The organism is Acidocella sp. KAb 2-4, from assembly GCF_020567705.1.
GTDB lineage: Bacteria > Pseudomonadota > Alphaproteobacteria > Acetobacterales > Acetobacteraceae > Acidocella.
Genome location: NZ_JAJDJU010000012.1, coordinates 22,366 through 45,833 on the forward strand (window position 1 = coordinate 22,366; position 23,468 = coordinate 45,833).

22 protein-coding genes and 1 other annotated feature are annotated in these 23,468 nt (G+C 61.5%); of the genes, 8 read left to right on the forward strand and 14 right to left on the reverse strand.

Annotated features, from left to right (window positions below):
- Positions 1-2 precede the first annotated feature (2 nt).
- The 3 genes from maiA to gtdA are packed head-to-tail and all read right to left on the reverse strand — an operon-like array spanning position 3 to position 2,464.
- A complete protein-coding gene (gene maiA, locus LI953_RS09430) occupies positions 3-680 on the reverse strand; it encodes a maleylacetoacetate isomerase (RefSeq protein ID WP_227075820.1) in 678 nt (225 codons plus the stop codon).
- A gap of 24 nt (positions 681-704) precedes the next feature.
- The gene (locus LI953_RS09435) at positions 705-1,403 is read right to left on the reverse strand and encodes a fumarylacetoacetate hydrolase family protein (RefSeq protein WP_227075821.1); all 699 of its coding nucleotides are present in this window, start codon (positions 1,401-1,403) and stop codon (positions 705-707) included.
- Positions 1,404-1,426: 23 nt separating this feature from the next.
- Positions 1,427-2,464, reverse strand: a complete 1,038-nt coding sequence (gene gtdA, locus LI953_RS09440) for a gentisate 1,2-dioxygenase (protein WP_227075822.1) — start codon at positions 2,462-2,464, stop codon at positions 1,427-1,429.
- Between the two features lie 141 nt (positions 2,465-2,605).
- On the opposite strand from gtdA, the gene LI953_RS09445 reads away from it, so the two are divergent.
- Complete coding sequence (locus LI953_RS09445; protein ID WP_227075823.1) at positions 2,606-3,514, forward strand: LysR substrate-binding domain-containing protein; 909 nt, start codon at positions 2,606-2,608, stop codon at positions 3,512-3,514.
- Positions 3,515-3,616: 102 nt separating this feature from the next.
- Here the strand turns inward: LI953_RS09445 and LI953_RS09450 are convergent, their stop codons facing one another.
- From LI953_RS09450 to LI953_RS09485, 8 genes are all read right to left on the reverse strand, one after another.
- On the reverse strand, positions 3,617-4,885 hold the full coding sequence (locus tag LI953_RS09450; RefSeq protein ID WP_227075824.1) for a DUF4010 domain-containing protein: 1,269 nt from the start codon (positions 4,883-4,885) through the stop codon (positions 3,617-3,619).
- Between the two features lie 455 nt (positions 4,886-5,340).
- Positions 5,341-5,964, reverse strand: coding sequence for a histidine phosphatase family protein (locus tag LI953_RS09455; RefSeq protein WP_227075825.1), 624 nt, complete (start codon positions 5,962-5,964; stop codon positions 5,341-5,343).
- Entirely contained in the window at positions 5,965-6,780 is an 816-nt protein-coding gene (locus LI953_RS09460; RefSeq protein WP_227075826.1) for a hypothetical protein, read from the reverse strand. It abuts the gene before it with no gap.
- Positions 6,777-8,588, reverse strand: a complete 1,812-nt coding sequence (locus LI953_RS09465) for an ABC transporter ATP-binding protein (protein WP_227075827.1) — start codon at positions 8,586-8,588, stop codon at positions 6,777-6,779. The genes LI953_RS09460 and LI953_RS09465 overlap by 4 nt, the downstream gene beginning before the upstream one ends.
- Positions 8,585-9,793: a glycosyltransferase family 4 protein gene (locus tag LI953_RS09470; protein WP_227075828.1), complete on the reverse strand. Its 1,209-nt coding sequence runs from the start codon at positions 9,791-9,793 to the stop codon at positions 8,585-8,587. The genes LI953_RS09465 and LI953_RS09470 overlap by 4 nt, the downstream gene beginning before the upstream one ends.
- The gene (locus LI953_RS09475; protein WP_227075829.1) at positions 9,790-11,100 is read right to left on the reverse strand and encodes a glycosyltransferase family 4 protein; all 1,311 of its coding nucleotides are present in this window, start codon (positions 11,098-11,100) and stop codon (positions 9,790-9,792) included. The genes LI953_RS09470 and LI953_RS09475 overlap by 4 nt, the downstream gene beginning before the upstream one ends.
- Positions 11,097-12,236 carry a glycosyltransferase family protein gene (locus tag LI953_RS09480; protein WP_227075830.1) on the reverse strand — a complete coding sequence of 380 codons (1,140 nt, stop codon included), beginning with the start codon at positions 12,234-12,236 and terminating at the stop codon, positions 11,097-11,099. The genes LI953_RS09475 and LI953_RS09480 overlap by 4 nt, the downstream gene beginning before the upstream one ends.
- 431 nt (positions 12,237-12,667) lie before the next feature.
- Complete coding sequence (locus LI953_RS09485) at positions 12,668-13,399, reverse strand: hypothetical protein (protein WP_227075831.1); 732 nt, start codon at positions 13,397-13,399, stop codon at positions 12,668-12,670.
- 161 nt (positions 13,400-13,560) lie between these two features.
- Between LI953_RS09485 and LI953_RS09490 the strand changes: the two genes are divergently transcribed.
- On the forward strand, positions 13,561-14,355 hold the full coding sequence (locus LI953_RS09490) for a DUF6502 family protein (RefSeq protein WP_227075885.1): 795 nt from the start codon (positions 13,561-13,563) through the stop codon (positions 14,353-14,355).
- On the forward strand, positions 14,342-15,442 hold the full coding sequence (locus LI953_RS09495) for a DUF5666 domain-containing protein (protein ID WP_227075832.1): 1,101 nt from the start codon (positions 14,342-14,344) through the stop codon (positions 15,440-15,442). Before LI953_RS09490 ends, LI953_RS09495 begins: the two co-directional genes overlap by 14 nt.
- 168 nt (positions 15,443-15,610) lie before the next feature.
- On the opposite strand, the gene LI953_RS09500 is transcribed toward LI953_RS09495, so the two are convergent.
- The gene (locus LI953_RS09500) at positions 15,611-17,188 is read right to left on the reverse strand and encodes an outer membrane beta-barrel protein (RefSeq protein ID WP_227075833.1); all 1,578 of its coding nucleotides are present in this window, start codon (positions 17,186-17,188) and stop codon (positions 15,611-15,613) included.
- 225 nt (positions 17,189-17,413) lie between these two features.
- On the opposite strand from LI953_RS09500, the gene LI953_RS09505 reads away from it, so the two are divergent.
- Both LI953_RS09505 and LI953_RS09510 read left to right on the forward strand, forming a co-directional pair.
- Positions 17,414-17,938: a hypothetical protein gene (locus LI953_RS09505; protein WP_227075834.1), complete on the forward strand. Its 525-nt coding sequence runs from the start codon at positions 17,414-17,416 to the stop codon at positions 17,936-17,938.
- Positions 17,939-18,046: 108 nt separating this feature from the next.
- The gene (locus LI953_RS09510; protein ID WP_227075889.1) at positions 18,047-18,238 is read left to right on the forward strand and encodes a hypothetical protein; all 192 of its coding nucleotides are present in this window, start codon (positions 18,047-18,049) and stop codon (positions 18,236-18,238) included.
- An 11-nt stretch (positions 18,239-18,249) separates the two neighbouring features.
- On the opposite strand, the gene LI953_RS15455 is transcribed toward LI953_RS09510, so the two are convergent.
- Entirely contained in the window at positions 18,250-18,378 is a 129-nt protein-coding gene (locus LI953_RS15455) for a hypothetical protein (RefSeq protein WP_255643139.1), read from the reverse strand.
- Positions 18,379-18,477: 99 nt separating this feature from the next.
- On the opposite strand from LI953_RS15455, the gene LI953_RS09515 reads away from it, so the two are divergent.
- The 3 genes from LI953_RS09515 to LI953_RS09530 all read left to right on the forward strand — a co-directional run bounded on the left by LI953_RS09515 (position 18,478) and on the right by LI953_RS09530 (position 22,280).
- Positions 18,478-19,365, forward strand: coding sequence for a hypothetical protein (locus tag LI953_RS09515; protein ID WP_227075835.1), 888 nt, complete (start codon positions 18,478-18,480; stop codon positions 19,363-19,365).
- A gap of 80 nt (positions 19,366-19,445) precedes the next feature.
- Entirely contained in the window at positions 19,446-20,057 is a 612-nt protein-coding gene (locus LI953_RS09520) for a glycine zipper family protein (RefSeq protein ID WP_227075836.1), read from the forward strand.
- A gap of 601 nt (positions 20,058-20,658) precedes the next feature.
- Positions 20,659-20,714 (forward strand) — a sequence feature (sul1 is cis-regulatory element that is thought to sense ions involved in sulfur or methionine metabolism; They are found in Alphaproteobacteria).
- Between the two features lie 75 nt (positions 20,715-20,789).
- Positions 20,790-22,280, forward strand: a complete 1,491-nt coding sequence (locus LI953_RS09530; RefSeq protein WP_227075886.1) for a SulP family inorganic anion transporter — start codon at positions 20,790-20,792, stop codon at positions 22,278-22,280.
- Between the two features lie 77 nt (positions 22,281-22,357).
- Here LI953_RS09530 and LI953_RS09535 read toward each other — a convergent pair whose 3' ends face one another.
- Positions 22,358-23,395: an aldo/keto reductase gene (locus LI953_RS09535; RefSeq protein ID WP_227075837.1), complete on the reverse strand. Its 1,038-nt coding sequence runs from the start codon at positions 23,393-23,395 to the stop codon at positions 22,358-22,360.
- Positions 23,396-23,468 lie beyond the last annotated feature (73 nt).

The window sequence follows — 23,468 nt, forward strand, 5'->3', positions numbered from 1 at the left end:
TTTTATTTGTGAGACGCGATGGGAGGAGCCGGGGGAACGTAATCCGGCTGATTTTTGGGGTCTGCTTTGATGAAAGCAGGATGGGTGACTGCGTGCTTGACCACCGCGCTCGCGCGGGGGTAGGTGGCCATATCACAGCCCATACGCAGAGCATTTCCGAATTGTGGAATGAGGCAGCAATCCGCGAGGGTCGGTTGCGCGCCAAAGCACCAAGGCCCGCCATAAGCTTCGCCCGCCCGGACGAGCAGACGCTCCACCCCGGCCATGCCTTCGGCGATCCAATGCGCGTACCACTCATCCTTTTGCGCGGGGGAGATGTTCAGCTTGTCCTGCAGATATTTGAGGACGCGCAGATTATTGACCGGATGAATGTCGCAGGCGATCAGATCGCTCAACTCGAGCACCCTGGCCCGCAATTCCAGTTCTTGCGGGATCAGGCGCGGCAGTGGATATTTGCCGTCCAGCCAATCAATAATCGCCAATGACTGGCCCAGCTGGAAACGCCCCTCAACAATCGCGGGCACCGACGCCGAGTGATTCACCTTAGCCACATAGGCGGCATCGCGATGCTCGCCCACGCGGATATTGACCCCGTGAAACTCCGGCTCCAGACCTTTCAGCGCAAGCGCGATGCGCACGCGCCAAGAGGTTGAGCTGTTGAAAAAGCTATAAATATCCACGGGGCATATCCTCGGCTAGGCTGGTCAGACGATCTTGACGTGCAACTCGCCAAGGCGCTCCACGCCCACGGCGATGAGGTCGCCTTTTTTAACCGCGCCGACACCTTCCGGCGTGCCGGTGAAGATCACATCGCCCGGCTCCAGCCGGAAGAAGCGCGACAAATACGCAACGGTCTCGGCAACCGACCAGATCAGATGCGTGATATCGCTCTTCTGCTTGCTCGCATCGTTGACGGTCAGCCAGATGCCGCCTTGCTCAAAATGACCGACAGCGCTGGCCGGATGAACCGGCCCAATCGGGGCCGAGCGATCGAACGCCTTGCCGATCTCCCAGGGGCGCCCCATTTCCCGCATCTTCATTTGTAAATCACGACGGGTCATGTCGAGCCCCACCGCATATCCCCACACATGGTCGAGCGCCTGCTCCAACGGAATATTGGCGCCGCTTTTGCCGATCACCGCGACCAGCTCAGCCTCATAGTGGTAATTGCTGGTTTCCGCCGGATATTCCAGCTCCAGCGTCTCGCCATACCCTACCGGCACCACGGCATTATCCGGCTTGCAGAAGAAGAAAGGCGGCTCGCGGTCCGGGTCGAAGCCCATCTCGCGCGCATGCGCGGCGTAATTGCGGCCAACGCAATACACGCGGCGCACAGGAAACAAGTCAGCGGCGCCAGCGACTGAAAGCGTAACCGGCGCCTCGGGCGGAAAAACGTAAGACATATATCAAAATCCTTGGTTTGGAATCAGAGACGCTCTTCGCGCAGCAAATCCAGCGCGGCGAGCACGGGGCGGTTGGAGTAACTGAACAGTACCGCGTCTTCATCGGTCGAAAACTGCACGTTCTGCCAGACGGGAGCGACGAAGATGTCGCGGGACTCAAAGGCGAAATCCCGGTCGCCAATGCGCACCGTCCCCGTCCCCTCAACCACGCTGAACACGGTGGCGTCGGTGGTGCGATACAGGCGCCCACGGAAGCCTTTTGGAAGCAGCTGCAAGAACGTCGCCATCGTCGCCATCGGGGCGCCGCCATTCCCCGGGTTCACATAGCGAAGCTTCACACCATCCCAGGCATCCAACGGGCTGGTGCGCGCCAATACATCGAGCGCCTCACGGCTGCGCGCATAAGGATAGCTGAAGATCGGCGAATTATGCCCCTTCTGCGCATAGCTCACCGGCAGCATGTTATAGCCATAATTCGCGAAATTATTGCCTTCCGGACGGCTGATCGGCTGCGTGTCCTCCGGGTAGGTTTCCGCGAAGCCCGCGTCGAGCTGCTGCACCAGCGGAATATCCAGCCCGTCGAGCCACACAACCGGCTCGCCGTCTTCCGGGTTCCCGTGGTCGTGCCATGTCCAGGACGGGGTGATGATAAAATCACCCGGGTGCATCGTGGTCCGTTCGCCGTTCACCGCGGTCCATGCACCCGTCCCTTCAACGATAAAGCGCAAAGCGGACTGGGTATGGCGATGGCTCGGCGCGATCTCGCCGGGCAGGATCAATTGCAGCCCCGCATAGAGATTGGAGGTAATGCTGGACTTGCCCGGCAAACCAGGGTTTTCGAGGACCAGCACGCGCCGGATGGCTTCGGCGGCGCTGATCACGCGGCCCGATTCCATGATCAGGTCACGCAGCTGCGCGTATTTCCAAATCGCCGCCACCGATTGCGGGCGTGGCGCGGTGGGCACCAGGTTGTGCAGCGACTCCCACAGGGGCGACAAGTTCCGCTCCGCGATCTTGCCATAATAGACCTCGCGCGCGGCGCTCTGCATACTCACGGTCATGTTCCGTCTCCTGGTTTCCGGCCCGGCCGCTCATGGCGGGGGCTATTTGCCGAGGCTTTTAAGCCTGGACGTCATTCCGTAGAAATCGTATTTTTGTCTTAGGTATACGGTTTCTGATATACCACGGAAGGCGGCAAACAGATGGACTGGACCCAACGGATCAGGCTGCGGCACCTGCAAATGCTGCTTTCCATCGCCGAGACAGGCAATCTCAGCCAGTCCGCCGAAGCCATGAACACGACCCAGCCCGCCCTGTCGAAATGGCTCAAGGACCTGGAGGATGACCTCCAATTACCCCTGTTTGAGCGCCACGCGCGCGGTCTGCGGCCCACGCCCCATGGCCAGGCGATGATCGAGCATGCCAAGCGCATCGGCAGCCATCTGGATAGCGCACGCGATGACATGCGGGCATTGCGCGAGGGCGGGAGCGGCATGGTCACCATCGGCACGTCCGGCGTATCCGCCTCCGACCTGGTGCCGCTCGCGATCGCCAGGCTGGTGGAGCAAATGCCGCGCGCCCAGGTGCGGGTGCACGAGGACACCATGAACCGCCTGATTCCGCAGCTTCAACATGGCGAGGTGGACATCATCGTGGGGCGCGCCGTTGTCTCGCCGGCGGCGGATGACTTCAAAGCCGAAACCCTGTACCGCGACCCGGTTGATTTTGTCGCGGGCCACGCGCACCCCCTGGCGATGCGTCAATCGCTCACCTGGGAGGACATGCTGTCTTACCCCTGGATCGTCTGGCCCGAAGGCACGCCCACGAGAGACGCGCTCAACAACGCGCTCGCCGAAGCCAGGCTCAGCCTGCCGCGCTTCAGCGTCGAGTCCAACTCCTCCATCCTGAACATCACTTTGCTGCAAAACTCGCATTTACTCGGCACGGCCTCGCATCGCGCGGCCTCGCGTTTTCAGGAGATGAACCTGCTGCGCATTCTGCCGATGCCCCTAGGCAGCGACGCAACCGTCACCATGTATTGGCGCAGCAACAACGAAAGTCGCAACGCGGTAACCATGGCCTTGGAGTGCCTGCGTCGCTGCGCAAATTAACGCCGCAACGGTATCGAACAAAATACACTGGGCAGGTGAGACAGCAAATTCAGCATTTTAACTCGCAGATTGAGGATTTCGCCGGTATCGCCGTGGCCAGCCTCACCCCAGAACTAGCGCCGTCACCCAGGCTGCGGCCACTGGCGCCACCACTCCCGGTATAATCCGCAGCAGGAAGCCCTGCCCCCCCATTCCACGCGCCATAGCCAGTTTCGAGACCGTATTGCTCGTCACCGCCATGAGGATCGGCAGAACCGCCTCGCTCGGCGCCATTTTTGCGCCCGCCACCAGAGAGGCGATCGAGATGGCCGGCGAATGCGCATCGGCAAATCCCGCCACAAGCGCCCCCACCATCACCCCTGCCTCGCCCGCCCAAGCCCGCAACGCCGCTGAGCCCAGCAGCATCACCGCGATCAGCGCTGCCAGCCCGAGCGCGGCGCCGAGGTTGAAGGCCCGCCCCGGCTCCGCCGCGGTCGCTTTGGCTCCCCCGCGCAGCGCAAAGGCCAAAGCGTACAGAGCGGCAACAACCGCACCCGCCGCCAGAGCCGGCGCCAGCAACAGCAGCGTGGCGCGGGAAAGTGCTGCCAGCAGCACCGAGAGCTGTATGAAGGTCGCCACCGTTGAGAACACCGCCCCCGCCACGGCGGCATTCATGCTGGCCGGCGTCTGTTTCGCCAGTGCCGCCATCGCACCGATCGCCGCGGTGCTAGATACGAAGCCCGACGCCAGCCCTGTCACTGGCAGCCCAAAACGGGTGCCCATCGCGCGCGTCGCCACATGGCCGCATGCGCCGATTGCCATCATCAAAATCACGAGAAACCAGAGGCTATGAAGATTCAACGCCGCGAAGGGGCCGATATAACGGTCCGGCAATTGCGGCCAAACAATCAGCGTCGCCGCCGCGAAAATCAACCCGTCCGTTACTTCCGTCGCTGTGAGGATGCGCGTGGCAAACCCGTGCAACGGCGCCTTGGCAGCGAACAACACCGCCACCGCCATGCCAAGCGCGGCGGCCAGACCGGTGTCGGACATTGCGAGTGCGCCAAGAAGCGGTGTCACCAGTAACCCGACCTCGGTTGTCAGTCCTGGATCGTCGCCGCGGTCCCGCCAATAGGACAAACCCGCCAGCACCACCACGCCGAGCATGACAAGCGCCAACAGACCACCGCCGAGATGGCCCGCTAAAGCGCCGAGCAGCGCCACCAGCGCGAACGTCCGTATCCCCGCTGCCCGGCGACCGGCGCCCGAGCCCTTACTGCGCTCACGCTCCAACCCAATCAATAACCCGATGCCAAGCACCACGATAAATCTAAACCAGGGAGTAGAAGCCATCAAACCGTCCATACTGCTGCACTTGGCCCCATCGACCATTTCAAAAAATCCACGACGCCGCGTAGCGAAACCCTGTATGCCTTATCATATCCAGGTCAGCGTGCGGAGTAGATCGCAGAGGGAGATGCCCTGTGTGTTGCGTGGAGTCGCAACATGCCGAACCGCTTACTCCCGCCCCCGTTGATTAGCGGATCCACCCGATGCCGCCGCTGGATCACGGCCGAGGCACTCCACGCAGGCCAAGATCGGGTCGGGCGGTTGCGGCTGGGACCGATCGATAAGGCCGCAGATTATGCCGAACGCCGCGTCCTTAGTTGCCGGATCGGCCAGGGCTGATACGTGATAAAAAATTCAATCCGCCAGAGGTGCGACACACGAATAGTATATTGCACGGGGCAAGATTGTTTTAGTCACTGCGACCTCGATCTCCCCCGCAGCGAGGCATAACTTGGAAATGAATTTAACAAAGCCACGACAAGTTACGACAACCGGTATCAGCGCAACTCCTCGTGATAGCCCGCTCTAGAAATCTGTGTCCGGTGTTCGTGCAGCCAAATCAGACTGCCGGTATGGATGTGTACAGCCCGGAAAAGAGTTAAAGGCTGTTCGGTTTGGGTAAGCCAAGCAAGACGGATCCATGCGGAATGCGTCACCAGCAGAATCGTCTCAGTTGCTTCAATCTGTTGCCAGCGGATCAGGCTTTCAGCCACGCGGCGCTGGGCGGCCGCAAGCGATTCACCACCAGGAAATGTGAAATCTGCAGGAGCGCGTTTCCATTGTCTGACCTGTTCTGGCCAAGCGACTTTAATTTCAGCCTGGGTTTTTCCCTCCCAGCCGCCGTAATCGAGTTCCATCAGGCTGTCATCAATCTCCGGCGCGGGCAGGGCGCAGCGCGCCGCCAGACAGGCCGCCGTCTGCCGCGCGCGGCGCAGCGGGCTGCTGATGATCCGGCTCACCCCCAGCCCGGCGGCGTACTCCGCCAGCCGCGCGGCCTCCGCGTGGCCTTGCGGGCAGAGTTCCGGGTCCGACCGTCCCTGATAGCGTCCCTCCTCGCTCCAGATTGTAGCGCCATGACGTATGAGCCCGAGGCGAGGCGAAGGACAGTCAGGGTGGGGCATTTAATATTTCACAGCAATGCCGAAATCGAAGCGGTTGCCGGCATGAATTCCCTTACCCGCGACATTTGTTTCGTACATGAAGAATGGGCGGAAGCGCCGGGTCAGCCGGTATTCAACGCCCACCCCCAGGCGCAGAAGGTTGTAAATTTCGCCCTGCGCGCCGGGCGGCAGGCTGCGCGCGCTTTGCGGCGTATCGACGAAGAAGACCGAACCCATGAAGGTCAGGCGCGGCGTGGCGCGGGCGGAGAGGTCCAGTTCGGTCCGCAGCTGCACGGCCTTGCCGTCCAGAAACACGCGCGGCCCGGCCAGCAGCGTGGCGCTGACGCGGTGATAATGAAGCCCGGCCTCGAAATCCGGCTCCAAGGCCCAGCGCCCGGTGCCCTGGGCGGGGGCGGGCTTGGTCTGCCCGGCCGGAAGCACCACGTTGAGCGTGAGGGCATCGGCAAAGAAAGCGGTCTGGGTCAGGCCGTAGGCAAGCCCGATTTCCTCATCCTGCAACCCGCTGCTGGAGGCGCTTTGCCCGTGGCGTGAGGTCTGGATATTGCCCCAGCGCAGATCATAAGTGAGCGCCAGCCCATCCCCCAGCCCCGTGATGCCGGTAAGGCGCAGCTGGGTGATGGATTGCTTGGAGGCCGGGACCGTGCTGGTGGTGAAGCCGGTGCTGGGGAAGCTGGTGTCACCCGAGAAAAGCCGCACCGCGGGCTTGGCGGTGCCATGCCCGGCGGCCGGTATCCATGGGTCGGCCTGAGCCGTTCCCAGGCCCAGCCCGCCCAGCAGCGCGCCCAGCAGCGCGCCGGTGTGCAGGGGGCATCTCACTGATTGGCCGCCTGCGGCAGGCCGGCGCCGTGCGCGCCGTGCAACATGGTCCATAGCTGGGCGTAAGCTCCTTGGCGTTTCATGAGGTCTCGATGCGGGCCGCGCTCGGTGATCCGGCCTTGTTCGAGCAGCAGAATTTCGTCGGCCTGGATAATGGTGCTGAGCCGATGGGCGATGATGAGGACGGCGCGCTGGCGGCAAAGCCGGGCGATGGCGGCGCTGAGCTGGCGCTCCGTGGCGGCGTCCAGGCTGCTGGTCGGCTCATCCAGGATCACCACCGGCGCCGTGCTCAGCAAGGCGCGGGCAATCGCGACACATTGGCGCTGCCCGCCGGAAAGCCCGCCGCCGCGCTCCGCCACCATCGTGTCGATGCCCTCCGGCAGGCGGTCCAGCAGGGGTTGCAGCCCGGCGTCGCGCGCCGCGCCCAAGGCGTCCTCGCGCCCGGCCCCCAAGCGGCCATAGGCGATGTTTTCCCAGATTGTCGCCTGGAATAAGGCCGGCTCCTGCGGCACCAGCGCCACTTGCTGGCGGACATATGAGAGCGGCAGCGCCCGGCTATCGACGCCATCGAACAGCACCGCGCCAGAGCTGGGGTCGTGAAAGCGCGGCACCAGGCTGACGATGGTGGTTTTGCCCGAGCCGGTGGCCCCGGCCAGCGCCACCATGCGCCCGGCCATGAGGTCAAAAGAGATATCGCGCAGCACATTCTGGCCCGGCTGGTAGCCGAACCCCACCTGCCGCAGGCTGATGCGCCGCACGGGATGCGGCGGGGCCAAAACCCCCTCAGGCTCGGTTAGCGGGCTCTGCTCGGCCAGGCATTCGCCGATCCGCTCCATGGCGATGAGCGCCCGGCTGGAGACGCGGCCGGTTTTGGCCAGTTGCCGTGCCGGCGTGGCAAAGCCGCGCAAATACGCGAGGAAGACCAGCAATTCACCGGCGGAGAGGCGGCCATCGAGCACCCGCAGGGCGCCATACCAGGTGATCAGCGCCGTGGCGCCGGTAATGGCCAGCCCCATCGCCGCGCCGAATTGCGCCTGCACCCGGTTGGCCGCCTGCCCGGCCCGCAGGCTTTTATCCGCCTGGGCGGAGAAGCGCTCCTCCTCATGGGTTTCACGGCTGAACGCCTGGACCACTTGCACGCAGGCCAGAATTTCCTGGGCAATCCCGTTCAGCGCGCCGTCATGCTGGCGGACCTGGCGAACGGCATGGCGCAGCTTGCTGCTGAAGATGATGGTGATGATCAGCAAAGGCGGCGCGGCGGCCAGGGTGAGCAGCGCATAGCGCCAATCCAGCAGCAGCAGCACCGCCGCCATGCCCAGCACCGTCACGGCATGCGGCAGCAGGTCGATCCCCAGCGAAGAGATGAAATCCTGCAATTGCTTGACATCTTCGCTCATCCGCAAATTTAGGTCGCCACTGCGGCGGTTGCGGTGGAAGGCCAGCGGCAGGCGTTGCAAATGCGCGAAAAGGTTGAAGCGGATGGCGAACATCACGCGCTGCCCGGCATTCAGCAGCACCCGGTTGCCGGCATAAACCAGCAGGGCATCCAACCCACCCAGCGCCAGCATGCCCAGCGCCAGCTCGTCCAGCAGCAAGACGCGGTGGCGGAGCGGAGACGCCAATAACGGGGCCAGCCAACGTTCCAGAGGGTGCTGGAAGATCACATTGTCAATGATCGCCTTCATGGGCCAGGGCAGCGCCAGCAGCACCAGCGCCCGCAGGGACATCAGGCAGCTCCCGGCTCCCAGGGTGGGCCATTCGCGCCGCAAATACCCCAGCAGCCACCAGCGTTGCGGGGTGGGGTTCATGCCGGATAGGGGCAGCGCGCCAGGTTGAGGATGCGTGCGACCACGCGCTCCCACCCCCATTGCTGCGCCTCCTGCCTGGCCTGCGCCCCCATGGCGGCGCAGGTTTCTGCATCCGCGGATAATTCCGCGAGGCCAGCCGTGCAGGCGGCCAGATCGCCAGGCGGAAACAGCAGCCCGCTGCGCCGGTGGTGGATCATCTGGCTGATGGCCCCCGTGTCCGGTGCCAGAACCGGGCGCGCGGCGGCCATGGACTCGGCGATCTTGAGCGGGGAAAAATAGAAATCCGCCTGTGGCAGATAGGGCGCCACGGTGAAATCCATGGCGGAAAGCCAGGCGGGCACTTCCGCATGCGGCGCCCGGCCGGGTAGCAAGACGCGCGCGCTCAACCCCAGCGCCGCCGCCCGCGCCGCGACCTCCTCATGCTCCGGGCCTTCACCGATGGCCGCTAGGTACAGGCTGGGATTCTTGCCCGCGATGGCGGCGAAGGCCTCCAGCAAAAACGGCACGCCATGCCAGGGTTTGAAGCTGCCGATGAAACCCGCCAGCCGCGCCTGCGCGGGCAGGCCAAGGCGGTGGCGCAAGGCCGCACGGGTTTCGCTGTTTTGCGCATAGGCGGCGAGATCCACCCCATTGGGCACCACATGAACATGCTGGCGCTGGCCCAGAACCTCGCCGACATGGTGGGCCACGGCCTCGGAGACCGCGATGATGGCGTCCGCATGCTGGTAGGAATTATGTTCGATCGCCCGCGCCGCATCTTCCTGGACCAACCCCCGGAACCGCTTTTGCTCCTCCACCAGCGGCGCGTTCACCTCCAGCAACCGGGGGATGCCTAGCCGCGCCGCGATGGCGGCACCCGCGCCATGAAACAGGGCATGGCGCTCATAGATCATGTCCGGCACGAAACCGCTGGCCGCCAGCGCGCCCAGCACATGGGCGGGGGCGGCATGGTCGGCGGCCAGCTTCACCTCCTCGCGGTCCAGCAGCTTGTCCGCCGCGGCCGGGTTGGCCGCGCGCGGCTTGGGGCATGGCGGCAGGATCAGCGCCGGCGGCGGCGGATTGCCCGTGCCCAGCGTGCTGCACGCCAGCGCCACATCATGCCCCAGGCGGTGCGCCGCGGTGATGAAGGAGCGGACATGCACCGAGGCGCCTTTATCGCCGCAAACCGGAATGCCGTGATCGAAATTGAGATAAAGCAGCTTCATGACGCGATGGCGCGGGGCAGCGCGTCCTCTTCCGCGGTGCAGGCCAGTCCGCCTTGCGCCCCGCAATCCTGGCAGCCGATGAGCTGGTGCAGCGCCCGCGTGGTGATCCAGAGATCGAACTCGCGTTCCAGGAGCGCGCGCCCATTGGCGGCCAGGCGCGCCGCCAATTCACGATCCTGCAAGAGCCGCTTGATGGCGCCCGCCAGGGCGGCGGCATTACGGGGAGGAACGAGCAGCCCCGTCTCCTCATGCCGGACCATTTCGGGAATGCCCGAGACATCGCTGGCGATCACCGGCACGCCGCAGGCCATCGCCTCGGCGATCACATTGGGAATGCCGTCGCGGTCGCCATTTTCCTCGATGCGCGGCGCCAGCGCGAAAAGATCCGCCTGGCCGTAGAGTGAAACCAGCTCCGCATGGGTCATCGAGCCCGCCAGCGTGACGGTGTCGCGCAGGCCGGATGATTCGATCTGCGCGGCCAGCGCCGCCTTCAACGGCCCAGCGCCGACGATGCGAAGATGAAACGGAATGTTCGCCTCGCGCAGGATGGCGCAGGCGGCGATCAGATCATCAAACCCCTTCTTGGGCACCAGCCGGCCCACGGAGAGGATCAGCGGCGGCTGGCGGCCCGCCCCGGCACTGCCGGGCGAGGCGGCGCCAAACGTATTCAGATCGATGCCGTGATAGATCAGCCGGATCGCCGCGCCGGGGCTGACCCCCTCAAGATAGCGCGCATTGTAGCGTGTGCAGGTGGCGACAAACCGCGCGGCGCGCGCGCGGCGGGCGATGATCCGCCGCGGGGTGAGGTAAAGATCCTTCGCGTGCGCCGTGAAGCTGAAGGGCAACCCCGTCATCAGGCTGGCAAATTGCGCGACGGAGGTTGGCGTATTCGCGAAATGCGCATGAATATGCACGATGGCATTGCGGCGGCATTCATCCGCCACGAATCCGGCGCGAGCAAAATGCTTCCACACCGCCAGCGGCGCGCGGCTGGTCGCGGACCACATGCACGCCCGCGCCAGCGCGCCGGCATAGCGGCCTGGCGCGGCCAGGGCGGCGGCGCCATGGGCGCGGGCCAGCCGGGCGAGCTTGGCGCCCAGGTGGGGCGGCAGAACATGCACGGAGGCTTCCACCTCCGCCACCATCGGGTGGTGTGGCGGCGGTTCGGGAGGCAGCAGGGAAAATATGTGCAATTCCGCCCCCAGCCGTTCCATCGCCCGGATCTCATTGAGGATGAAGGTTTCGGACAGGCGCGGATAGCGCTTCATGATGTAGGCCACAGGGCCGGGGGACGGCAGCAGGCTCATGCCACGGAAACCCCATGCAGTGTGGGCGCGGCCAGAATTTCGGCGACGCGTTCGGCGCCGCCGAGGTCGAGCCGCGCCCAGTTGGCTGCCGGCGGAGCGTGTAATACCTCTGGAATCAATGCCGCAAGGCGGGTGGTTAAATTCTCGTCCGGCTCCACCATCCTCGCGAGGCCGAGCGCGGCCATCTGCCGGGCACGTAAGAGCTGTTCCGCGCGTGGGGCCGCGCGCGGAACAAGAATTGCGGCACGGCGCAGCGCTATGAGCTCCGCCGTCGTATTGTATCCGGCCATGGAGACCACCAACGCCGCCGCCTTGAGGCTGGGCAGCAGATTGGTCGTGTATGTAACAAGTTCCACGTCGGCCCGGGCTTGCGCGAGTTGGGCCAGCCGATCGCGTTCAGCGCTGGGCATCAGTGGACCGGTTACGACGACCGAGTGAAACGCAGCCTCACCTGGAGGCGGCAGACCGCACAGATAAGCCTGCATCAGCGCAAACCCATCGCCGCCACCCCCCGCGGTCACGAGCACGACCGGGCGACCGGCGGCGCGCGAGACATCCCAGCACGGCTCCGCCGCCCGCCCCAGGGCAGGGGCGACGACATGCCCGCAATAGCGCAATCGGGCGGCGATGGCGGGGCTCAGTCCATAACCCTCCGCCACATCGAATAATGAACGGCTGCCATAGACCAGGATATCATCATAAGCCTCCTCCAACAAAGCCTGGATGCTTTGCTCGGCCCACAAGGCGCGCACGGTGGCGGGGCTATCCAGAATGTCACGCAGCCCCAGCACGACCCTGGTTTGCGGCAATTCCTGTCGGATCAAGGCCAGGGTCGAGAGCAGCTCCCCATTCATGCCCGCCGGTGCATGGTCCACCAGAAAGATATCCGGCTGGTCGCGCAGTACGAGCTTAAGGATCAGCGCCTCGCGATAGCCCTTGACCATGCCGAACAGCTTGCCCGGCTCGCGCGATTCATAGCGTTCGGCGCCGGTTTTCACCACCGGCGGCAAAGACTGCACTTCCAGCGCCGCCGGCATGTCCCAGATCTCGGCAACTGGGGAGCCGGTGAGCAGCAGCACGGAGAACGCGCCCTCGGCCGCCAGGAGGCGATGGGCAATCGCCAGATTGCGGCGCAAATGCCCGAGTCCGAACGTATCGTGAGAATAAAGAAACACCCTGCGCATCCTCGTTCCGCAAATCTGCGCGGAGTGGTGGGGACGAGGAGCGTGCTGAGGCGCGGAAGCAAGGTGAAGATGTTGCATGTGATGCCTGCTCGACAGGGATGGCCCCAATATTGTGGAACAAACTCCCACGGTCAAATGAAAAAATGACGTCATTTTGCTGCAGATGACATTCAAAATGCTGTGTAAAATTTTATACTAAATTGATTTTTAATGCTTTTTATGCGCAACAGCCAAAGAATTAGCTGTTTCCCTGAGCACAACCAAAAGTTTGCGGAAGAAACTCCCACAAATTATGGACGAAAAGTCAGATTTGGGCTAATGCTTCGCTTATGGAGTTTGACCGGTCAGTTCCTGCAGCCCCGGCGAAACTGCTGGCGGGCGAATTAAAAACGGACCGCGGCGCCGATGCCGGCGCCATAATCCGTGCTACTGAACGTGAAGCCGTGCAAGCCGAAGGCCAGGATGGACCAGCGCTGGTTCACCGGCCTCGTGTAAGCCAAAAACATGGTTTCGGTTGGCGGCTGGTGATGATGCCCAGTGCCGCGCCGTTCGAATTCCAGGGTGACAAACCCTACCCGCCCAAAGCTGTAGCTGAACCCTGCGGACACGAGAAATGTATCGCGCCAACGATAGCCATGGCTGGAGTGAACAACCCGGTAGCCCGCCCGGGCAATTGGGTAAAAATGCTGCCAATGCCAAAGGAGGCTGGTGCCGGCCTCATAGTCGGTGGTGCCGGTGCCCAGCCCGCGCGATCGCGCGTCTGTGGGCAATTTGATCAACACATAAGGCGACATTTCCGGGCGGAGCCTGGCAGGACGATCCAGCGAGACACTGCCTTCCAGCCAGATATCGCCAACCCCTACGCGAGTGCCGTAGGCTTTGGGGATGGCGTAGATGGCGCCGGCACTCAGAACGCCAGGGCCGGTGACCGCCAGGAGCGGCGCGGAGATGCTCACGCGCCAGTTTTTGGCATGGTAGGTCAGGGTCAGCGGCAGCTCATAAGCCCTGATCTGAGAGCCATTATTATTATGTGCGGTGAAGAAAGACGGCATAACCAAAAGAGTGGTATAGCCCGCCGCTGCGGCCGGCGCGGGTATGGCCAGGGAGCCGGCCAAAGCCGCGGCGCATCCCACCACTGCACGGCTCGGAAGGCCCATCACGTTTCTCCAGCCATCCCCTTGATCGCGTGGGATAAGTTACCGCATTTAGCGGTGCGCGCCAAGATCAGCGGGAGTTCCCGGCTTTGACTCCCGTATTCGCCTTGACGCTACGCCGCTTGCTACGGCCGATGGTTGCCGCGCTCATGAATCGTGGAATCGGGTATATTGCCCTGCGGGATCTGCTGAAGCGGGTCTATATTGAGGAGGCTCTGCGCCGCCATGCCGATGCCGCGCAAACCACAGATAGTGCGCTGAGCTTGGTGACGGGCATCAACCGCCGCGAAGTAAAACGCTTGCGGGCGGAAGTTCAATCACCCGCCTTGGAACACGAGACAGGCATCATGACCGGGGTGAACATGGCCGCCCGCGTGGTCGCAACCTGGAGCGCTTCGCCAGATTTCAGAGATGTGACCGGGGCGCCGCGCACTTTGGCAGTGCATGGCGCGGAAGGTGAGGATTTCGACACGCTCCTCCGCGCCGCGAAAGTGGACGTGCGCGCCCGCACCGTCATGAGTGAACTGGAACGGGCGGGTGTCGTTGAGATACAGCAGGATGGACGCTTGCGCTTGCTACGAGCGTCCTACACCCCAGCCGAGCCCGAAGAAAAAATGCTCTTCCTGGCGGCAAATGTCGGCGACCATCTGCGTGCAGCATTCAGCAACATCGAATGTACGACGCCATCTTTTATCGAGCGTGCGCTATTCCACAACAGCATTTCGGCGAGTTGGCTGGAAGCAATGCGCCCACATCTTCGTCGTATGGCCGAGCAGTTTCTACGTGATGCGAATGAAGCGCTGCTGAAAGAGAGTGTGGCGGGTACCGACGCTTTTCCTATAGCCCACAGCGAGGCGCAAAAGCGTATGCGGCTTGGTGTTTATTATTACGAAACGGACGCCGATGATGCACCTTGAGCGCCTGGTTTTAACGATCCTGTGCTTACTGCTCGCTGAACGCGCTTTGGCCCAGAGCAGCGAAACCGGAGGAATCGGCGGAACCGGAATTGGCCAGGAAACCGGCGGGATTGGTGGTACGGGCGTGGATTCCCAGCCTGGCGGGATTGGTGGCACGGGAATTACCCGTCGGGGCAAACCAGTGTTGAGCTATGGGCCAATTCAGGCGTTTGGCAGCGTCTTTGTGAATGGCCGAGAATATATGTTCGACAACCACACGCTGGTCCGCGTGGATGGTCACGCGGCAACCATCGCGAACTTGTCGGTCGGTAATATCGCCCGCATCCAGGGCGTGATAACCGGCGCCAAGCGCGGTTATGCCGAAAGCATCAACATTATACATCCCGTAATTGGCCCGGTTACCGCGATTTCGGATGGCGGGCTTCAGGCGGTGATCCTCGGGCAAAAGATGGAGGCAACGAAGGGGCCGATTTTTGCCGGGTTTAAGCCAGGGCAGATGGTTGCAGTTTCGGCGCAACTACGCGCCAACGGCACCTGGGCCGCCGATAATGCCGAGCCCGTCTCAGGGGCTACCGCCCAGTTGCTTGGCCCAGTTGCCGCCCATAATGGCCGGATGACGGTCGCGGGAACGCCTGTCACGCTGGAGCCAGGACTTACCCCGCCTGCCATGGGTAGCCAAGCCCTTGTGACCGGCGCGGCGGCGGAAAACGGATTGGTGGCACATCGCATTGTTCCAGGTCCATCTTTAGTTGCCCCCCCAGGCACGCGGGTTGAGGTGTCCGACTATTTTAAGGGCGACGATGGCAAAGTGCGGGCGCCAGACGGTCTGGAGGTGCAAAATCTGCCGGGCGGCGACAAGCTGAACGGTCTCGAACCGGTGGACGTGAGCGGCGATCTGGTGGCCCCAGATGTTGTTGATATCAATGCACAGCAAGATGACGCGCTGAGCCAAACGCCCGACCTGTCCGCGCCCGAGCCAGCCGAAGATACCGAGCAGGAACTGACGCCAGATGGGCTGACCCCTGATGAGCTGACGCCTGAACTCCCCGGTGAACCACCCGAAAACCCTGATTTAGACGACAAATAAACAGAATCCTGTCAGAGCGTCGCGGTCAGACCATCCCCACGCGACCATAATGCAACCGCTTCCACGTCGGACAGAAACGCCTCACGATGCGCCGTCTCGCGCAAAACATTCAAACCCAATGCCTACAAAACATTAGCTTGTTCAGCGCTTCCTTAAGCACAAAACGGCTTAAAACGCCGACCCCACCAGCAGAAATACTTCGTGGCGGCTGAAATTTATTGCTGAATCACCAGAAACTCTCTGGGTGTATCGGTAATCAGCACCGATATAAGTGTAATCAGACAGATAATAGCGCAGACCCGCCGACATATCCGCCTCATTATCCCAGCGAGTGGATTGACGAAAATCAGCGCGCGCGAAAGCTAGACGCACAACACCCGTAAGATCTGGAAGAATGACTTGCTCAACTCGTCCACCGACGACCGAATAAACATAACCCGGACTACCCGCCAGCGTCGTTTCCTCAATTGAACGATCAAGGAATACAACAGCAGTCGTGTTATTCGTCGCATTCCAACGGATGTCGGCGTCAGCTGCCGGAGTCGTGATGGGCTTAAAACGCGAATCAGCATAATATCGCCCCATGATACCGACTGAGGCTTCCCCCACCAGCGCTGGCGTCAAGCGAAATTTTGCGCCGACGCTTACGCGATAACCATCTGAGTTACGATAATAACCGACATAAGTTGGCGGCAGCGCGAAATCATCCGGCGTATGATCGTACCTGCGAATATCGGCCAATCCTTCAAAAAACGGACGAAACGCGGGATTGGCGTTATCGCTGACCGAGATTCCTGCCGTATAGCGATTATGGTTACGATCGTGATTATTGATCTCACCGTTTAGCCCGAGCACATTAGCATAGGTAATGCGCTGAAGAGCACCGCCGACGCGGACATTAAAAACACCAAAACGATGCACGAGGCCAGCATAGCTATTCAATTCCCAATAGCGTGTGGGGGTTAGCCCTTCCACAGCGTCAGGCGACGATCTATCTTCATGCTCCATCAACGCGAGACCGCCAAGGATGATGCGGGTTGTTGGATTGACATCAATCCGCCCTTCAATCCTTGTATGCCAGTCTGCGGTATTTTCATTACCGTACTTCAAATAACCAGTGAGATCCGCGCCAGCATCGGCATAAAGCGCATTATGATCCCAGTTTGAACGGATGACGAGGCTGGGTGAAATGGAACCCACACCATCCGATACTGTGCCGGTACGGGTAGCATATATGTTGCTATCATAAAATGCTCCCGCCTGGACTTGCGGATAGAAGATTAGTGATCCAACTTCGAACCCACGCTCCCCCACTTGGGGCGTCTGGACGGGGGCATTGCCTATGGTATGCGGTTCCGGTGCAGGCGTGATGCGGATATCCGTCGCCACGAAGGTCGCAATTTCGATACTGACCGCTCTACGCACGGCTTCACGCTGCGCGGGTGGAGCCGCAGCGATGATCTTGTCAGAAATTTCTTGATAAACCGGGAGATTGGCGCCAACAAAATCGGGTACCGGTGTAGCTGCCGCACGGGCCAGAGCCGCAGCTGAGTCGGGCGTGGCGGCCAAGCCGGGATTTGCTGCGAGAAGCTGATCAAGCCCCTCTAGCAGGGCCCAAGGTCCATTTTGTACATCGCGAGCAAGTTGCGCGTCGGTCGATGATTGCGCCAATGCATGGCCTGCGGGAGATAAGCCGATAAGCACGGCGACGGCCACGCGTGAGAGACAATAGTACTGACGGCCCATGCTCCCTTACCTTCATCCTGTTCACAAAAATATCAAAAATTATTTTTTGAAGGTCGCCATGATCCAAATCAACCAGTTTTACCATGCCGCGCCCTCCAAACACGACATAACCGTATTTCTTATTTTTAATAGAAAATCTTGATTCTTATCAAACGATATTTTTATGTTTTCTCCCACAATGAAGATACTGGGTGAAACCCAAACATCATAGGGTAGGTTTTCTTCGTGCGAAAAAGCATCGACTATTCCCTGCGATTTAGTCTTACCTGCGCATTGGCGGTCTGCCTGGCGGCGCATCCGGTGAGCGCGGCTGAAAATGGTACGCCTTACAACAGGCCAATGGTCGGGAATGACAGCCGAACCGCGCCTCATGGCCCGTGGTGCGGGGGCTACAAATTAGGTAATTTGACACAGCAGGAGCGCTTAAATGGCATCAATCTCGACCGTTTGCGCGCCGCCCAAATGGAGCTGGCTCCTGGCTTCGCGCCAGAAACGGTGAAGACCGGGCTTTACCTTCTCGCTGATTATCAGGAGGAGCTGGAAAAGCGACGGCCTGATGCCGTTTTGGCCGCCAATTATCTAGCGTTGGCAAGTACGGTACCAATCACGGCTGCCCGCTACCGCGACGTGAACGCGCTGCTCTGTGTCAGCACCACACAAAGCCTGGCCGCATCGATCCAGAAAATGGCCGAGGCATTCAGGAAGCAGGATAATACGGCATTGCCACCAAATGAAGGATCCCAGCCGTGAACGCGACCAAGGATAAAACAAATACCCAACCGACCAGACGCTTGCTTCTTACTCTGCTCTGCGGCGGCGGCGCCCTCATCAGCCTGCCACGCGCCTCATGGGCGGAGGATGCTGGCGGAGGTGGCGGTGGAGCAGGCGGCGGCCACGGCGGTGGCGGTGGCGGTGAAAGCGGCGGAGGTGGCGGCGGCGAAGGCGGTGGCGGCCACGGCGGCGGAGGTGAAAGCGGTGGCGGCCACGGGGCAGGCAAAACCCCCGCTCAACGCGCGGTTCGCCACCGTCAACGCACCGGGCGCACATTAGGCGGTGGCGAGTCACATGGCGGCGAGACCGGCGGCAATCACGGCGGCAACGAGGGCGGCGGTACTGAACCAGAGCCCCTGCCGGAAGGATCTACAACTGGCCCGATCGGCGGTGAAAGCGGCGGCGAACACTTCATTCACGAAGGCCAAGGCGACTGGGGCGCGGATAATAAAGTGCTCCGGAGCAACTAAGGCGGAACTTAGACAACTATAAACAGTAAAAAGGAAAGTATAACGATCATGAACGCGGAAAAACTAATCAAAGCCGGGCTGCACAAGGCTCTTCTGGGAACGGTCGCGCTGAGTGTCGGTGTGGCCACACCGCTGCTGTCAGGAGGCCGCATTTCACTCGTGAGTGTGGCCCACGCCCAAACTCAAAGTGGCGGAGGAGGCGGAAGCATGGGGGCGAATGGTTCGGGCCACGCACCAGGCACCTCCGGCCAGTCAATGGGCCAAGGCGGCTCGACTGGAATGAACGGTCATTATGGACAAGGCGGATCAACCGGCACTGAAACGGGCGATGAAGGCACAAGCCCCGATAAACAAGGCCCGCGTTACGGCGGCGGCGAGAATAGCCGCCAGCCCGCAGCTGGCACGAGCGGCGGACGGCCCGCATGGGCAAAAGAAGGGATCCCATCGGTGGAACTCGGCCGGCTCAGCGTGGCTCGCGCCCCCGCGCATGTTCTTGATCATGCTTTCTCGGAAACTGTGACCAATTGGGCCACCATGGGCACCACGGTCATGGAACTGACCGCCGATGGCCAGGAAACTCTAACCATGACCGTAGCGCAGTTCTACTCGCTGCCGGCGGACCAGTTCGCTTACATCGTCAAAACGTACTATAGTTCAATCGTCCGCATCGACTCACCGCTTGAAAATCTGAGTCTGCTGAAGAGTTTTGCGCTTACCAATGTCTCACCTCTGACTGGCGTCACTCCCGCCAGCCGTGATGACATGATCGCAATCTATCTCGGATCAGCCTCGGATAAAACCATTCCTATTACGGTTGATACGGTCACGGCGGTGAACACCATCCTTGGCTTACCCGCGCTCACGCCTGAGGAAACCGCCGACATCCAGGCCAAGGCGGAAGACGTGCGACTAGCCATCCTGAGTGGCCATGGATAACTAGCCATAACCGGCCTTACATCTGCCCGTCACCACTGGTGGCGGGCGGATGTCACGGTCATGAAGGGGGAAATTGTCCCATGATCAAACAACAATGGACCACGGGCACACTCGCGTTACTTCTGCTTTCCAGTTGCGCCGTGAAGCCTCCAAGCAGTCCGTCAATCGCCGTGCTACCTGGTCAAGGCAAAACATACGCCGCGTTCCAACAAGATGATTATGAGTGCCGTGCGGCGGCCGCCCAAAGCATTGGCTATTCCAACGCCGGGCAAGCGGCCAACCAAGCGGCCGTCGGCAGCACTGTAACAGGCACGGTGGTTGGAGCGGCGGCGGGAGCCGTTTTGGGCGCGGCGGCAGGTAATGCCGGCGCAGGTGCAGCGATTGGGGCGGGTACCGGTCTCGTGGTCGGCAGCGCCGCAGGCGCCTCGACTGCCTCCATGACGGCAACCGAGTTGCAACATCAATATGATGTGACTTACGCCCAATGTATGGCGGCAAAAGGCAATAATGTTCCTCCCTTGCCGTCAGCCGCCACGGCAGCTTATCCTTCTCCGACTACCGGATACTATCCCTACGTTGCTTATCCGCCACTCTACGCATTTTATCCGGGCTACGGTTACCTCTACCCCAATGTGTCGATCATATATGGGTGGGGATGGGATGGCTGGCATCACCATGGGTGGCGACCCTAACACTATAATTGCATTTTCTGATGAACTCTGAACCCGTGGCAGCCATGATTCGAGATTTGGCGAGTGGTTGCGTTCTGTGTTGACGACGCACAGGAACTCTCGATGGTATCGCTCGGGGATTTGAAACGGCGCATGCGTTGTTTATTTGCGCGTGCTCGTGTTGCGGCATCCGCTGGCAATTGTCTCTACGCAATTCTTCGCGGCGAGCGGCGCAAGGTCGGCTAGATGCGTGCCAAGGCAACGGGTGATCCTGGTCCGAGGCGGCTGCAAGCGCCGCTTGGGTGGAGGAGGTAGGGCGCCGATCGCTTGTGTGATGTCGTGCTTGGCATTCACTTTGTCGTCCGCGCTGATGCCGATCGGTTCGCTGGCATGGCGATCACAACGTAAAGAGCAACATGACCGCGGGTACGGGCACGGGTAAGGATATTATCAAGGCGAGACCCTATAGGGCACTCGGCGCACCGTCAGCGCCCATACGCGCCAAGCGCCACCGAGATGCCAAGACGCACTAATTGCCGTGCCCGCCCGTCCCAAATGCGTGCCTGGCGATCTCTCATGTTGCATTGCAGAAATTACGAAGCTATAGGGCGTTTCATCTTGCCTGGGACCCGGTGAAAATCCGGGCGGCTCTTCCGGCCGCCAATCCGCCGGATCACCTTACCTGACACGAAAACTTGCCCATTACGGCCCCTGACGAGCGGGCCAAGCAACATCGTGCGCCAAGTCATGGATATGACACGCTCAATCGCAAAGAAAACCTCTTACCTCCAAAACTGGCTGCTTAACCCACGGATCGAGGTTTTGGCCGGTATTGTCGTGGCCCTGGCCCTAATCCCCGAAGCCATCGGCTTTTCGGTCGTCGCTGGGGTTCCGCCTGAGATGGGGCTCTACGGCTCGGTCATCATTGCCTGCGTCATTGCCGTCTCAGGCGGCCGGCCCGCCATGATCTCCGCCGCAACCGCCTCGACCGCCGTGCTTATGGGGCCGATTGTCCATGCGCATGGCGTGAGTTACCTGTTCGCCGCCACCATATTAATGGGTGTTTTTCAAATCGCCGCAGGGCTGTTGAAGCTTGGCCGGTTGATGCGCTTCGTTTCCCGCTCGGTTCTCACGGGGTTCGTCAACGCCCTGGCGATATTGATCTTTCTCGCTCAGCTGCCTCAGCTCGTTCATGTTCCTCCCGTCACTTATGGGTTGATCGCCCTCGGCCTGGCGATCATCTACAGCCTCCCATATCTGACGAAAGCGGTTCCCTCGCCGCTGGTGGCGATTGCCGTTCTGACCGTAATCTGTGCCATATCCGGCATTCATGTGCGGACCATTGCCGATCTCGGCGAATTGCCGTCCACGCTACCGGTCTTCTCCCTTCCGCATGTTCCGCTGACTTTTGAAACCCTCCATGTCATTGCGCCGGTAGCGCTGACGCTGGCCGCTGTCGGGCTTCTCGAAACCATGCTGACAGCAAAGATTATTGACGATTTCACCGATACGGCCAGCGGCAAAAGCCGGGAGTGCATCGGCCAGGGCCTGGCGAATATGATTTCGCCACTTTTCGGCGGCATGGGCGGATGCGCGATGATCGGCCAGTCGGTCATCAACGTGTCATCAGGCGCGCGCGGACGTCTCTCCACACTGGTTGCCGGCGCATTCCTGCTCGTCCTGCTCGTGATGCTGCACCGGCTGCTCGCCATTGTCCCCGTGGCGGCGCTGACCGCTGTGATGATCATGGTCTCGATCAACACCTTCTCTTGGACATCTCTCACCAAATTGCGCACGGTTCCGTGGCAGTCCAGCGTGGTGATGGCAGCCACCGTGACCACGGTGGTCGCGACCAGCGACCTCGCCAAGGGTGTGCTCGTGGGCGTTCTTCTTTCGGGCATCTTCTTCGCGGGTAAGGTGTCACGCCTGCTCCGTGTCACCTCGCGGCTTTCGGATAATGGCCGGTTGCGCGAGTATTTCGTCAAAGGCCAGGTCTTCTTCGCGTCGGCGGAGAAGCTGGTGGAAGAGATCGACGTGACGGAACCATTGGACAGGATCGTCGTGGATGTTACGGAGGCGCATTTTTGGGATATCTCGGCCATCGGCGCCGCTGATCAAATCGTGATCAAGGCGCGGCGCCACGGGCGGGACGTGAAGTTTGTGGGGCTTAACGCCGCCAGCGCGACGATGATGGAACTGCACGGGACCCACCAAAAAGAGGGCGGCGCCATTTCCCTTCATTGATGAATTTCTCAGCTCAAGCGCCGCGTTCACAAAATGCGAGACGGCGGAAAGCACATCAACGCCCAGGCGACGGTGTTTTATCCCCCCTGCCCCCGCCGCAGGCTCACCCGCGGCGCGTCCGGGTTACGCACGGGGAGCACACCAGCCACCGCACGCGGCACATAAGGCGCCTCCAGCGCGGCAATTTCCTCCGGTGATAGCACGACCTCCAGCGCCCCCAGCGCGTCGATGAGGTGAGAGGGTTTGGTGACGCCGATGATCGGCGCCGCGACCTCGGGTTTTTGCAGCACCCAGGCCAGAGCCACCTGGGCGCGCTTCAGCTCCTTCGCCGCGGCGATTCGGGCGACCTCCGCCACCACCCGCCGGTCCTGCTGCTCGGTATCGGCGTAAATGACCCTCATGAAGGCATCATTTGCCGAGCGCGTGGTGGTCTCCGCCCAGTCGCGGGTCAGCTTGCCGCGGGCCAACGGGCTCCAGGGAAGCACCCCCACCCCCATATCCGCGCAGAGCGGCAGCATCTCGCGCTCCTCCTCCCGGTAGATCAGATTCACCTGGTTCTGCATGGAGATGAACTTTGTCCAGCCATGCATCTGCGCAGTATATTGCGCCTTGGCGAATTGCCATGCGAACATCGAGGAGGCGCCGATATAGCGCACCTTGCCGGCCTTCACGATGTCGTGCAGCGCCTCCATCGTTTCCTCGATGGGCGTGGTCTCGTCCCAGCGGTGGATCTGGTAGAGATCGAGATACTCCATCCCCAGCCGGCGCAAACTGTCATCCACGGCCATGAAGAGCGATTTGCGGGAGAGGCCGCCGGTATTAGGCGCGTTCCGCCAGGGAAAGAAGGCTTTCGAGGCCACCACGATTTCATCCCGGCGGGCGAAATCGGCCAGCGCCCGGCCGAGGATCTCTTCCGAAGAACCATTGGAATACATATTGGCCGTGTCGAAAAAATTGATGCCAGCTTCCAGCGCCTGACGGATGATGGCACGGCTTGCCTCCTCGTCCAGCGTCCAGCCGCCATGCGGGCCGCGGCCAGCCTCGCCAAAACTCATGCAACCGAGGCAGAGGCGGGAAATTTTCAGTCCGGTTGGGCCGAGATTGCGGTATTCCATGGCGCTGGGTCCCTCTTGTTCCACCCGCAACATAGGCGGCTGGCGCTGGTGAGGATAGAGGAGAGATGGCAGG